The 13,236-nt window shown below is 68.0% G+C and carries 8 protein-coding genes; 2 read left to right on the top strand and 6 right to left on the bottom strand.

Annotated features, from left to right (window positions below):
• Nucleotides 1–70: 70 nt before the first annotated feature.
• On the bottom strand, nucleotides 71–2,215 hold the full coding sequence (murJ, locus tag ACFYOP_RS15935; RefSeq protein WP_356893948.1) for a murein biosynthesis integral membrane protein MurJ: 2,145 nt from the start codon (nucleotides 2,213–2,215) through the stop codon (nucleotides 71–73).
• A gap of 45 nt (nucleotides 2,216–2,260) precedes the next feature.
• Complete coding sequence (locus ACFYOP_RS15930; protein ID WP_356893946.1) at nucleotides 2,261–4,594, bottom strand: DUF6049 family protein; 2,334 nt, start codon at nucleotides 4,592–4,594, stop codon at nucleotides 2,261–2,263.
• Between the two features lie 178 nt (nucleotides 4,595–4,772).
• Between ACFYOP_RS15930 and ACFYOP_RS15925 the strand changes: the two genes are divergently transcribed.
• Nucleotides 4,773–6,239 carry a CCA tRNA nucleotidyltransferase gene (locus tag ACFYOP_RS15925; RefSeq protein WP_356893944.1) on the top strand — a complete coding sequence of 489 codons (1,467 nt, stop codon included), beginning with the start codon at nucleotides 4,773–4,775 and terminating at the stop codon, nucleotides 6,237–6,239.
• Nucleotides 6,240–6,343: 104 nt separating this feature from the next.
• Here the strand turns inward: ACFYOP_RS15925 and ACFYOP_RS15920 are convergent, their stop codons facing one another.
• The 4 genes from ACFYOP_RS15920 to ACFYOP_RS15905 all read right to left on the bottom strand — a co-directional run bounded on the left by ACFYOP_RS15920 (nucleotide 6,344) and on the right by ACFYOP_RS15905 (nucleotide 10,217).
• Nucleotides 6,344–6,964 carry a hypothetical protein gene (locus tag ACFYOP_RS15920; protein ID WP_356893942.1) on the bottom strand — a complete coding sequence of 207 codons (621 nt, stop codon included), beginning with the start codon at nucleotides 6,962–6,964 and terminating at the stop codon, nucleotides 6,344–6,346.
• A gap of 47 nt (nucleotides 6,965–7,011) precedes the next feature.
• The gene (locus ACFYOP_RS15915; protein ID WP_356893940.1) at nucleotides 7,012–8,283 is read right to left on the bottom strand and encodes an MFS transporter; all 1,272 of its coding nucleotides are present in this window, start codon (nucleotides 8,281–8,283) and stop codon (nucleotides 7,012–7,014) included.
• Nucleotides 8,284–8,359: 76 nt separating this feature from the next.
• A complete protein-coding gene (locus ACFYOP_RS15910) occupies nucleotides 8,360–9,442 on the bottom strand; it encodes an inositol-3-phosphate synthase (RefSeq protein WP_356893938.1) in 1,083 nt (360 codons plus the stop codon).
• 58 nt (nucleotides 9,443–9,500) lie between these two features.
• Nucleotides 9,501–10,217, bottom strand: coding sequence for a helix-turn-helix transcriptional regulator (locus ACFYOP_RS15905; protein WP_356893936.1), 717 nt, complete (start codon nucleotides 10,215–10,217; stop codon nucleotides 9,501–9,503).
• A gap of 357 nt (nucleotides 10,218–10,574) precedes the next feature.
• Here ACFYOP_RS15905 and ACFYOP_RS15900 point away from each other — a divergent pair, with 357 nt between their 5' ends.
• A complete protein-coding gene (locus ACFYOP_RS15900) occupies nucleotides 10,575–13,214 on the top strand; it encodes a transglycosylase domain-containing protein (RefSeq protein WP_356893934.1) in 2,640 nt (879 codons plus the stop codon).
• Nucleotides 13,215–13,236 lie beyond the last annotated feature (22 nt).

Below are 13,236 nucleotides of genomic sequence, written 5' to 3'. Positions count from 1 at the left end.
ACACACGGGGTCCGACGATGGTTGTGCGGGACTCGTTCGACGCAGTCTGCCCTGTGTCGTTTCCGCAGGCCTAGCGGCCGAGACGGCCACGCACCATTCCGACCATGGCGTTGAGTTCCTCGATGCGCATCCGCCGGGCGGCCACGAAGAAGACGCCCATGAGCACCACACCGCCGACCACCAGCGCCACCAGCGAGCCGCCGGCACCGCTGCCGAGGGCCATGAGCACACCATAGGCAGCGGCCCCGGCGACCACTGCCGCGGGCACGGAGGCCATGGAGAGCCGGGCGTAGGTACGCATGACGTGGGAACCGTCCAGATCGCCGCCGAGGCGGTTCTTGAGCCTCCGCCAGGCGACGCCCACGCCGACCGCGTAGGCGAGACCGTAGGAGGCGGCCATGCCGACGACGGCCCACCGGGCGGGCAGCAGCACGTAACACAGCGCCGAGGCGCTTGCGTTGACGACGGCGACGATGACCGTGTTGTAGAAGGGCGTCCGGGTGTCCTCGTAGGCGTAGAAGCCGCGCAGCACCACGTACTGCACGGAGTACGGGATCAGGCCGAGACCGAAGGCCATCAGGATGAAGCCCATGCCCCGGGCGGCCTCGAGACCGGTGGAGGCGAACAGCAGCGTGGACATCGGGAGACCGAGCGCCAGGAAGGCGAACGAGACCGGGACGATGGCGACGGCGGAGTTGCGCAGACCCTGCGAGATGTCGTCGCGTACGGCGCCGGGGTCGTTGTCGTGGGCGGCACGGGAGATCCGGGGCAGCAGCGCCGCCATCACCGAGACGGTGATGATGGCCTGCGGCATGCCCCAGATCAGCTGGGCGTTGGTGTAGGCGATGAAACCGGCGCCCTCGGCGCCGGAGGCCTTTCCGGCCGCCGTGGCGAGCTGGGTGACGACCAGTACACCCGCCTGGTTCGCAAGGACGAAGAGCACGGTCCACTTCGCCAGCTTCACGGTCTTGCCGAGCCCGTGCCCCTTCCAGTCGAACCGCGGGCGGAAGCGGAAACCGGTCTCGCGCAGGTACGGGATCATGGCCAGCGCCTGGACGACCAGCCCGAGCAGCGTTCCGACGCCGAGCAGCCGGACACCCTCCGGCGGAATCGTCTGCACACCCATCTGGGACTCGGCCGAGGTGCCGTAGACCCAGATGAAGAGCCCGAACGTCGTGATCATGACGATGTTGTTCAGGACCGGGGTCCACATCATCGCGCCGAACTTGCCGCGGGCGTTGAGGATCTGTCCCATGACCACGTGGATGCCCATGAAGAAGATCGTGGGCAGGCAGTAGCGGGCGAATGTGACCGCGACGCTGTTGGCCGCCTGATCGGAGGCGATCGTGTCCGACATCAGCCGGATCAGCAGCGGCGCGGCGAAGACCGCGGCGGCGACGATCGCGCCGAGGGCCACCATGACGAGCGTGAGCAGTCGGTTGGCGAACGCCTGGCCACCGTCGGCGTCGTTCTTCATCGCGCGGACCAGCTGCGGGACGAAGACCGAGTTCAGACCACCGCCGACCGTGAGGATGTAGATCATCGTCGGCAGCGTGTAGGCGACGGTGAAGGTGTCACCGAGGAGCGCGGCGCCGAGGGCGGCCGTGATCACCAGGCTGCGTACGAAACCGGTGAGCCGGGAGACCAGGGTTCCCGCCGCCATCACGGCGCTGGACTTCAGCAGGCCGCCGGCCCGGCCGGCGGGCTTCTTGGGCGGTGGCGCCGCGGGCAGCGGTTCGGGGGCGGGAGGGGGCACGGAGGACTGCTGGTCCCGGAAAAGGTGCGCGAACGCGTCCGGGTCGGGCTTGTCCTCACCGGCCCGGGACACCAGGTCGTCCACCCCGGTGAACTGGGTGGTCCGCGCGTCGTCCCCGTACGGCAGATGACGGGACGGGCCCTCGGGTTCCGGCGGAGGCGTCTGCGCCCAGATGCGGGGGTCGGGGGCGTACTGGGGGGCCGCGGGCTGCTGGTAGAGCGGCTGCGGCTCCTGGTACGTCCCCGGAGGCGGCGGGGGGTGTGCCGAGCGGTCGTAGAGCGCCTCGTCCACGGGGTCCTGGGCGGACAGATCCTGGGCCTGGAAGGGGTCGCCGGCGTAGGCGTCGTCGACATAGGGGTCCGGCGCGTATGGGTCTGACGAGGGCTGCTGCGGCGGCAACGAGCCTGCCTGGTCACCACCCGCGCCCTGACCGCGGTCACCGTCGTACGGCGCGTTCATGACTACCCCACCTCATCGTCCCCGGCCGACCGGCCACGGCATCGCTCAACGGTCCACTTTCTCACCAGCGCCCGACGGGTTGCCGCTTTCCGGTCCGGTGTCAGGCGCGAGGTCACTCGGCTGCTCGGGATCGGAGCCGTCGGTGTCACTCTCCGTGTCAGGCGTGTCCTGATCGTCCGCGGTATCGGTATCGGTGGCCGCCGCGGCGGCGCGCTTGCGCTGGGTGTACATCCTGACGCCCGCGAGGACGAGCAGGAGGACGCCGCCGGCGAGGACGAGCATGACGGTCGGGGTGATCTCCGAGACCTTCACCGTGAACGACATGGGCCGGCCATAAGGGGTGCCGTCGGCGGTGTAGAGCTGTGCGGTCATCTGGACCTGGCCGTTCGCGTTGGCGGAGGCCGGGAATTTCACGGACTGGCTGTGACCGCCCTCGACCGTGATCGGCTGCTCCGCCACTCCCTTGTTCCTGTCCCCGTTGAGGTGGAGACGGTTGGGATTGGTGGACTTCAGCCGCAGCACAAGATCGTCGATCCCCTGGACCAGCTGGTTCTGCACGGTGACCGGGATGGTCGCACTGCGCCCCGAGAGGGTCACATCCGACTTCTCGATCAGCCGGACCTCTTCGGTGAGGCTCTGCAGATACGAATGGACTCCCGACCGGTACTGCTGTGCGGCCGCCGGCTTGCCCCGCCAGGCCGTCGACAGCTCACGGTCGACGGCGCGTCCGAAGGGCGCCTCCACACGGTCGGCGGAGGTGAGGATGACCTTGAACTTGTCCAGGGTGCTCTGGGTCTGCCTGATGTCCTCGAATGCCTGGACCGGCAGTTCCTGCTTGCGCAGCCGGGCCGGGTACCGGGAGGCGCCGGGCACTCTGGTGTTTGCGGCGGAGTCCGGCTTGGCGGACGCCGCGGCGACCAGGTCCACCGGCTGCGTCCAGCGCTGCGGCTCGAGCGCCCGCAGGGCGCGGGCCATGGACTGGGCCTGGGCGATCGTGGGCACGCGCTGCGGGGCCACGACGATGCTCCGCTGGTTCTCCGGCTCCTGGAGCGTGATGGCCAGCGACTGCGCGAGGAAGTTCTGTACGGCGAGCGTGGACTCGCCGGCGCGGGTCATGTCGCCCTGGAAGGCGGTCGACAGCCGGGCGTCGGCGACCACGGCCGTCGTGCCGCCGCCGATGGGGCGGGCCGCGGTGGGCGTGTAGGAGAGGTTGTCCTGAAGGCTGTCGCTGCGGGCGATCACCTTGTGCGCCCCGGCCGAGGTGGCCACATCGACGATCGAGGAGTCGATCGCACCCTCCACCGGCCAGGCGAAGTCGAGTGACGGCTTCACATGGAGGATCGTCTCCACCGTGACCTCAGCCACCGCCGTGGCGGGCTGAAGGTGGCTGAGCGAACCGGAGACCGACTTCCCCCGGTGCGCCAGCGAGGCGAGATCCGGGTCCGCGAAGGGGAGAGCGACCACCTTCTTGTCCTTCACGGCGGCCTCGAGGGAGTTCAGCCATCGCTTGGCCACGTCCTGGTTCTCGCCGGGGACGGTGGAGTCGCCGGCCTTCACCCGGTAGTTCCCTCTCATGGCGTCCACCGTGGCCAGGAGGTCGGGGTCGACGACCCAGGTGACCGGCAGGTCCCTGCCGAGCGAGACGAGCTGGTCGAGCCGTCCACCGGGGGCGAGCTCGGCGGCCAGGGCCTCGTCCTCGAAGACAGGCGTCTGCTGTTCGTCCGAACCGGTCTCCGAGGTGAGATGCGTCGAGGAGATCAGCGGCCAGAGGTAGGTCAGGTGTGTCTTCTTCTCCATGCCCTTCGGCTGCCAGGGGAGGAAGGTCCGCTCGATGCCCAGCACCCGCTCGTAGGACTGGTTCGACGTCTGTCCGGCGAGGGAGACCCCCAGCTGGTAGACGCCGCCGTCGTCGTCGAGGGCGAGTTCCTCGGCCGGCACCGAGAGGGTGAAGTCGTAGCTGACGCCGGAGACCAGCTTCGGGATCTCGACGCTGTACTTGTCGTCGATCGTCGGAGCGTCGACACCGTAGGTGTAGCCGGTTCTCTTCGCGGCCCGGTCGACGGCGGTCCGGCCGACGATCTCCGGACCCACCCGGAGATCGACATGGGCATCGGTGATCGTCTGCCGGCCCTTGTTGACCACTGTTCCGGAGACGGTGATCCGGTCCTTCTCGCCGGGCGCCTCCGGTGTGAGCGTGTCCAGGGACACATCCACGGTCCGTGACCCGGTGGGCTCCTCCGCCGCCTGGGCCGGCGTCGCGGCGGGACCGCACAGCAGTCCGGCCACGAGTGGCACGCCGGTGATCAGGGAGGCTGTCCGACGCAGCCACCGGCGCGCAGGAGAGATGCGCATCCCCTGGAAGTCTGCCGCCTCGGCCACGCGCTGTCCGTCCCTCGTCGTCTGCTGCCTTGGGTGGTTCTCCGCCTGTTGCGTCCACGCATGGTAACGAGGCCCGCTGTGTCGAAGTGCCGCGGAGTGGTCCGCAAGATCAGGAGGTGCGTACCGCGCTCCGAAACGGGGACGACCCGGTCGGCCCGGGCACGTACCCTTTTCTGTTGTGCCGAACGCCAATGAAGACAACCCCACTGCCCTGAGCCAGGTGCAGCGCCGCGCGGTGAGTGAATTGCTGCGGGTGTCGCCTGTCGCCGACGATCTGGCCCGCCGCTTCCAGGATGCCGGATTCGGTCTCGCACTGGTCGGGGGCTCGGTCCGCGATGCGCTGCTCGGCCGGCTCGGGAACGACCTCGACTTCACGACGGACGCCCGGCCGGAGGATGTGCTGAAGATCGTCCGGCCGTGGGCGGATTCCGTGTGGGACGTCGGCATCGCCTTCGGCACGGTCGGCGCTCAGAAGAACGGACAGGTCGGGGACGCCGAGCAGCGCTTCGAGATCGAGGTGACGACCTACCGGTCGGAGGCGTACGACCGGACGTCCCGCAAGCCGGAGGTCTCCTACGGCGACTCGATCGAGGAGGACCTGGTCCGTCGCGATTTCACGGTGAACGCGATGGCCGTGGCGCTGCCGGAGAAGGAGTTCATCGATCCCCACGGTGGTCTGGAAGACCTCGCCCTGAGGGTCCTGCGTACCCCCGGCACTCCCGAGGAGTCGTTCTCCGACGACCCGCTGCGCATGATGCGGGCCGCGCGTTTCGCCGCGCAGCTCGATTTCGAGGTGGCACCCGAGGTGGTGTCCGCCATGAAGGCCATGGCGGATCGCATCGAGATCGTCTCCGCCGAGCGGGTGCGCGACGAGCTCAACAAGCTGCTGCTGTCGGCTCACCCCCGTAAGGGGCTCGCGCTCCTGGTCGATACGGGCCTTGCCGCCCATGTGCTGCCGGAGCTTCCGGCGCTGCGGCTCGAGAGCGACGAGCACCACCGCCACAAGGACGTCTACGAGCACTCTCTGACGGTGCTGGATCAGGCCATCGCCCTGGAGGAGGACGGGCCCGACCTGGTGCTGCGGCTGGCCGCCCTGCTCCACGACATCGGCAAGCCCCGGACACGGCGGTTCGAGTCGGACGGCCGGGTCTCCTTCCACCATCACGAGGTGGTGGGGGCGAAGATGACCAAGAAGCGGATGACGGCTCTCAAGTACTCGAACGAGATGGTCAAGGACGTCTCGCGACTCGTGGAGCTGCATCTGCGCTTCCACGGCTACGGAACCGGTGAGTGGACCGATTCCGCGGTTCGGCGGTATGTGCGCGATGCGGGGCCGTTGCTGGACCGGCTGCACAAGCTGACGCGGTCGGACTGCACCACGCGGAACAAGCGCAAGGCCGGTGCCCTCTCCCGCGCTTACGACGGTCTTGAGGAGCGCATCGCCCAGCTCAAGGAGCAGGAGGAGCTGGACGCGATCAGGCCCGACCTGAACGGCAACGAGATCCAGGAGATCCTGGAGATCGGCCCCGGCCCGGCGATCGGAAAGGCATACGCCTTCCTCCTCGATCTGCGGCTGGAGAACGGGCCGATGGAGCGCGATGCTGCGGTGTCGGCTCTCAAGGAGTGGTGGGCGGCCCAGTCCTGAACGCCGAACGGCGCGATGTTTCACGTGAAACATCGCGCCGTTCGGCGTTCAGTCGACGGTCGGGGTCAACGTTTCACGTGAAACATCGACGCCGGCCGGCGCAGTTACTTCTTGATCTGGTTGAGGCAGAGCACGAGTGACTTGTCCGAACCGCGCCGGCCGCTGGTCTGCTCGTAGTAGCCGATGTCGGCCTTGCCCTGGCAGATCGCCCGGTCCGTCGTGTCGTCGTGGACGGAGACCACCGTGTAGGCCGCCTCGGTGCCGCCGCAGTCGACCACCTGAAGATCCGGGTTGATGGTGCTGCCGTTGTTCTTGAGGCAGTCGCCGACCTTCGCGGTGTCCGCGTCGTCCCGGCCCAAGAACCAGAAGACGGCGAATGCGATGGCGGCCAGGACGCCCACGGCTATCTGGAACTTCATTTTGAGGCTGAGGCCACCGCGCGTGGGTGCCGGCGGCGGGGGAGGCGGCGTGCCCCACTGCTGCTGCGGCGCCTGAGGCTGCTGTGGATAGCCGTACCCGGGCTGCGGCTGGCTCTGCTGGGGGTGGCCGTACCCGGGTTGCTGCGGCTGTGCGGGCTGCGGCTGCTGGGGGTGGCCGTACCCGGGTTGCTGTGCCTGTCCGGGCTGCGGCTGCTGGGGGTAGCCGTACCCGGGTTGCTGCGGCTGCTGACCGTACGGGCCGGGTTGTCCGTACGGCTCTTGTCCCTGCTGTGGCGGATAGGTCATGTGGAAGCCCCCGTGAACGTGCGCTCGATGTATTTGACGCGGGCACGCTATAGCACTCGGCCGACCCGGCTCCAATGGCCCAAGGCCGCGGCCACGGCCGCGTAGAGCACCGCCACCATGACGACCAGCGGAACCGACCGGCCGTCAGGGGGGAGCATGAGAGCGGCGACGGCAGCCGCGCCGACGAAGGCGACGTTGAACAGCACGTCGTAGAGGGAGAAGATTCTGCCCCGGAAGGCGTCGTCCACAGACGTCTGCACCACGGTGTCCGTGGCGATCTTCGAGCCCTGGGTGACAAGGCCGAGCACGAACGCGGCGACCAGCATCGGGCCGGCGGCGAACGGCAGGGCCAGGGTCGGCTCCAGGACGGCGGCGGCAGCCGCGCAGGCCACCATCCACCCGAACCTGCCGAGCCTGCCGATCGCCCATGGCGACACCACGGCCGCCGCGAAGAAGCCGGCGCCCGAGAACGCGAGAGCCACGCCGAGCAGGGCGAGTCCGCCCGACTCGTCGGTGGACCACGAGTAGCGGCTCAGCATGAGCACCATGACGGTCAGAGCTCCGTAGCAGAACCGCAGCAGTGTCATCGCGGCGAGCGCATGGGCCGCGGCCGGGCGGTGGCTCAGGTGTCGCATCCCGTCCAGCAGCCCGCGTGCGGTGGAGGCGAGCGCGGCGCCCAGACGGGGCTGGACGACGTCCTGGTCGGGACCGAGCAGGTCGCGGCCCATGCGCAGTGACGCGAGCGCTGCGGAGAGATAGAGCACCGCTCCGAGCAGGACCACCGCGGCGTCCGAGCCGGAGCCGACCACTCGGGCGAGGAAGGCCAGACCGCCGCCGGCGGTCGCGGCCAGTGTTCCGGCGGTGGGTGAGACGGAGTTGGCCATCACCAGACGGTCGGAGGCGTCGACGACACGCGGCAGCGCTGCCGAGAGCCCGGCGAGGACGAAGCGGTTCACAGCCGTGACGGACAGGGCGGAGGCGTAGAAGAGCCAGTCCGGGACGGAGGCGAGGATCAGCAGGGCGGTGCAGCCGGCGAGCAGGGCCCGCAGCAGATTTCCGTAGAGAAACACCTGTCGGCGCCGCCAGCGGTCCAGCAGGACTCCGGCGAAGGGGCCGATGAAGGAGTACGGGAGAAGCAGCACCGCCATGGCGGAGGCGATCGCCGCCGGGGAGGTCTGCCGCTCCGGAGAGAAGACCACGTACGTGGCGAGGGCGACCTGGTAGACGCCGTCGGCCGACTGGGAGAGCAACCGTACGGTCAGCAGTCGGCGGAAGTTCGGCAGGCGCAGGAGTACGCGCAGATCACGTACGACGGGCATGCGAGCAAGCGTCACATACGCGGAGGGTCCCCGGGCGTACCACCCGGGGACCCTCCGCGTCGGCAGGCGTGAACGCTTAGCGCTCGGTCTCGCCGTGGATGAACTTCTCGACGTTCTCGCGAGCCTCGTCGTCGAAGTACTGCACCGGCGGGGACTTCATGAAGTACGAGGACGCGGAGAGGATCGGGCCGCCGATGCCGCGGTCCTTGGCGATCTTCGCGGCGCGCACGGCGTCGATGATGACACCCGCCGAGTTCGGGGAGTCCCAGACCTCGAGCTTGTACTCCAGGTTCAGCGGGACGTCACCGAAGGCACGGCCCTCGAGGCGCACGTAGGCCCACTTGCGGTCGTCCAGCCAGGCCACGTAGTCCGACGGGCCGATGTGGACGTTCTTCTCGCCCATCTCACGGTCGGGGATCTGCGAGGTGACGGCCTGCGTCTTGGAGATCTTCTTGGACTCCAGGCGCTCGCGCTCGAGCATGTTCTTGAAGTCCATGTTGCCGCCGACGTTCAGCTGCATCGTGCGGTCCAGGATGACGCCCCGGTCCTCGAAGAGCTTCGCCATGACGCGGTGCGTGATGGTGGCGCCGACCTGGGACTTGATGTCGTCACCGACGATCGGGACGCCTGCCTCGGTGAACTTGTCCGCCCACTCCTTTGTCCCGGCGATGAAGACCGGAAGAGCGTTGACGAAGGCGACCTTGGCGTCGATGGCGCACTGCGCGTAGTACTTCGCAGCGTCCTCGGAACCGACGGGCAGGTAGCAGACCAGTACGTCGGCCTGCTTGTCCTTGAGGATCTGGACGATGTCGACCGGGGCCTCGGGGGACTCCTCGATGGTCTCGCGGTAGTACTTGCCCAGACCGTCGAGGGTGTGACCACGCTGAACGGTGACGCCGGTGTTCGGCACGTCGCAGATCTTGATGGTGTTGTTCTCGCTGGCGCCGATGGCGTCCGAGAGGTCGAGGCCGACCTTCTTGGCATCCACGTCGAAGGCGGCCACGAACTCCACGTCACGCACGTGGTAGTCGCCGAACTGGACGTGCATCAGACCCGGCACCTTGCCGGCCGGGTCGGCGTCCTTGTAGTACTCGACGCCCTGCACCAGCGAGGCGGCGCAGTTGCCCACGCCGACGATGGCTACGCGAACCGAACCCATTGGCGGTTGCTCCCTGTGTGATCTCGGTATTTCTGATGAAACCCTGCGGTGCGGGGTCTCACTTGGTGGTGTCGTCGGACGGATCCGGCGGGGTGGAGCCCTGGGGAGGTGTCCCTCCGGAGGACTCGTCGTCCCTGTGCCGGGGCAGGCCGTCCTTCGCTCCTGATGTGTCGTCCTGCTGAGCGGTGCTCTCGGGCGAGGGTCGTCGCTGATCCCGCCCTGCCCGCTCGCTCTCGATGAGCTCGTTCAGCCAGCGCACTTCGCGCTCCACGGACTCCATGCCGTGGCGCTGCAGCTCGAGGGTGTAGTCGTCGAGGCGCTCGCGGGTGCGGGCCAGCGAGGCGCGCATCTTCTCCAGGCGCTCCTCCAGCCGGCTGCGGCGGCCCTCGAGCACCCGCATCCGCACCTCGCGCTCCGTCTGTCCGAAGAAGGCGAAGCGTGCCGCGAAGTGTTCGTCCTCCCACGCGTCCGGTCCGGTGTGGGAGAGCAGCTCCTCGAAGTGCTCCTTACCTTCTGCCGTCAGTCGGTAGACGATCTTGGCGCGCCGGCCCGCGAGCGATGCGGCGAGGGCGTCCTCGGGAGCATTTCCCGGTTCCTCGATCAACCAGCCGTTTGCGACCAGCGTCTTGAGGCAGGGGTAGAGGGTCCCGTAGCTGAAGGCCCGGAAGATTCCCAGTGACGTGTTGAGCCGCTTGCGCAGCTCGTATCCGTGCATCGGGGCTTCACGGAGGAGACCGAGAACGGCGAACTCGAGGATGCCGGAGCGCCTGCTCACAGTCGCCTCCTTCGCCGGTCCCGATCGTTTATGCCGTGCTGATGTATCGACTCGATACATCAGCACGATAGAACGGCGCGACTGTGGCGACAAGGGAAGCCGCAGTGAGCGGCGTCACATCGTCAATTCGGCCATGCCGAGTGCCTGATTTGGGGTGAACTCCAGGCCTGGGCGGTTTTGGCCGTGCGTAGTCTGTGCGGATGCAGACCACCGGGAACCATGTGACGCCCCCACGCGTCATCGCCGTGGATGCACGACGGATGAGCCCCGCGCAGGGCGTGTCCGTATCCATTTCGGGGGGACCGGAACTCAACTGCCGCTTCCAGGCGTCTCGCCTGCCCGAGGAGTAGTCGTTCGATGAGCGAGCACCGTCGCAAACAGCCGCAGCCACAGGGTGGCGGGCGTGCCGCGGCCAGACGCGCCGCCCAGCAGCCTTCAGGCCGTCGGGGCGTCCCGGCGGCCTCTTCCTCCGTCTCCCACGGCGAGGAGCGCCCCTACGGGGGCCGCGCCGAGGCCCGGCGTGCCGCGCAGCGGGGCGGCGGCCGCCGCGGTGCCGGCGCCCATGACGTCCAGGGGCGCCGCGGTGGCCCGCCCGGCAAGAAGCGGCTGATCGATTACCCCCGCCATGACAAATACGGATGGCGCCGCTGGGTGCCGTCGTGGAAGCTCGTCACCGGACTGTTCCTGGGGTTCCTGGCCAGCCTGATGGCGGCGGGGACAATCGCCTACGCCATGGTCGGGATCCCGGAGCCGGCCAAGATCGCCGGGGCGCAGAACAACGTCTACTACTGGGAAGACGGCTCGCAGATGGTCGCGACCGGTGGTGAGGTCAACCGGCAGATCATCGACATCGGGAAGATCCCCAAGGAGATGCAGAACGCGGTCATCTCGGCGGAGAACAAGTCCTTCGAGAAGGACTCGGGCATCGACCCGATGGGTATCGGCCGCGCCGTGTTCAACATGGCCCGGGGTGAGCAGACCCAGGGTGGCTCCACCATCACCCAGCAGTACGTGAAGAACGCGCGACTGGACAACCAGGAGCAGACGCTCAGCCGTAAGTTCAAAGAGCTGTTCATCTCCATGAAGATCGACTCGGAGATGGACAAGTCCGAGATCATGTCGGGCTACCTCAACACCTCCTACTACGGCCGGGGCGCCTACGGCATCCAGGCCGCCGCCCGCACGTACTTCGCCAAGGACGCCGAGGATCTGAACGCGAGCGAGTGCGCCGTCCTGGCCTCGCTTCTCAAGGGCGCGACCTACTTCGACCCGGCCGGCGCCACCTCCGTCGACGCGGCGGCGACGCCGAAGGACAACCGCGAGCGGCTGACGAAGCGCTGGCGGTGGGTCCTTGACGAGATGGTCAAGGACAACCGCCTGGACGCCGCGGAGCGCCAGAAGTACACCGAGCTGCCCCTCATCCAGGAGCCGCGGAAGAACGCACAGCTCGGCGGCCAGATCGGTTACCTGGTCGACCTGGCCAATGCCAACTTCGTCAACAGCTACGACAAGGAAGTGGACCTCTCCAAGGGCGGCTACGAGATCCACACGACCTTCGACAAGAAGAAGGTCGAGAAGCTCGAGAAGGCCGTCAAGAAGGTCATCAAGGAGAACATCGACCCGAAGAAGCGCCCCGAGACGGACACCCACGTCCAGTTCGGCGGCGCCTCGGTCGACCCCCGGACGGGCCAGATCGTCGCGATCTACGGCGGTGAGGACGCGACGAAGCACTTCACCAACAACTCGGACGCGACGGGCGCGCAGGTCGGATCGACGTTCAAGCCGTTCGTCCTGGCCGCCGCCATGCGCGACGGAGTCCGCGATCCGGAGCTCGGTGCTGACCAGGGAGCGGAGACGCGCCGGATCGTCGATCCCGACAAGAGCCGGTACAGCGGCAAGAACAAACTGAAGATCAAGAACTGGGACGGCAGCGTCTGGCACAACGAGGAAGGGAAGGAGTGGCTCCAGACCAACGACGGTCAGGAGGACTACGGCAACATCAGCCTCCGCGAAGCCATGATCCACTCCGCGAACTCCCCCTATGTGCAGCTCGGCATGGACATCGGCATCCCGAAGGTCCGTGAGGCGGCCATCGACGCGGGTCTGCTCGAGTCCAGCCTGACCAAGGGGAACGTGCCCTCCTTCTCGCTCGGCATCTCCGAGCCGAGCGCCATCCGCATGGCCAGCGCCTACGGGACCTTCGCCGCCGAGGGCGAGCAGCGCGAGCCGTACTCGGTGAAGTTCGTGGAGTACGAGGGCCTGAAGATCTACGAGAACGATCAGGAGGCCGAGCAGACCTTCGAGAAGAACGTCGCCAACAACGTGACCGACGTTCTCGTGGATGTGGTCGAGAAGGGCACCGGCAAGAACGCCCGGATTCCGGGCCGCGAGGTCGCGGGCAAGACCGGTACGACCGACGGCAACAAGTCGGCATGGTTCGTCGGGTACACGCCGCAGCTGGCGACGGCCATCGACATGTACCGCCTCGACGACGACGAGAAGAGCAAGAAGCGCGAGTTCCTCGAGATGTACGACACCGGTGGCCAGGACAAGATCCACGGTTCGTCGTTCCCGTCCGAGATCTGGCAGGACTACATGTCGAACGCCCTCAAGGGCGAGAAGGTCATGAAGTTCCCCGAGGCGGAGCCCATCGACGGCGAGGCCGTCTACGGCGGCGGCGCCCCCAGCCCGAAGCCGACCCCGAGCGAATCCCCCTCCCAGTCCCCGTCCCCGAGCCCTTCGGAGAGCCCGTCCGAGGAGCCGTCGAAGACCCCGGGGCGGCCCACGGAGTCCTGCAACCCGTGGGAGGACTGGACCTGCAGCGTCGACGGCGGCACCAATGGCGGCACCGACGAGGGCGGCGGCAACGGGGGCGTCACGACGAGCCCGGAGCCAACCGCCAGTGACGGCGGCACGGAGACCGGCGGAAACGGCAACGGCGGCGGGAACGGCAACGGTGGTGGCGGCTTCCTCGGAGGCAGTGACGGAGAAGAGTGACGTGAGGGCGTCATCGGCCGGG

It is taken from the genome of Streptomyces sp. NPDC006294 (assembly GCF_042870895.1).
In the GTDB taxonomy this organism is placed as follows: domain Bacteria; phylum Actinomycetota; class Actinomycetes; order Streptomycetales; family Streptomycetaceae; genus Streptomyces.
This window is presented reverse-complemented; position numbering and strand designations above follow the sequence as displayed.

Coding starts and splice junctions, on each gene's coding strand:
- murJ (WP_356893948.1), bottom strand. CDS start 2,215: ATGAACGCGCCGTACGACGGTGACCGCGGTCAGGGCGCGGGTGGTGAC.
- ACFYOP_RS15920 (WP_356893942.1), bottom strand. CDS start 6,964: ATGACCTATCCGCCACAGCAGGGACAAGAGCCGTACGGACAACCCGGC.
- ACFYOP_RS15915 (WP_356893940.1), bottom strand. CDS start 8,283: ATGCCCGTCGTACGTGATCTGCGCGTACTCCTGCGCCTGCCGAACTTC.
- ACFYOP_RS15910 (WP_356893938.1), bottom strand. CDS start 9,442: ATGGGTTCGGTTCGCGTAGCCATCGTCGGCGTGGGCAACTGCGCCGCC.
- ACFYOP_RS15900 (WP_356893934.1), top strand. CDS start 10,575: ATGAGCGAGCACCGTCGCAAACAGCCGCAGCCACAGGGTGGCGGGCGT.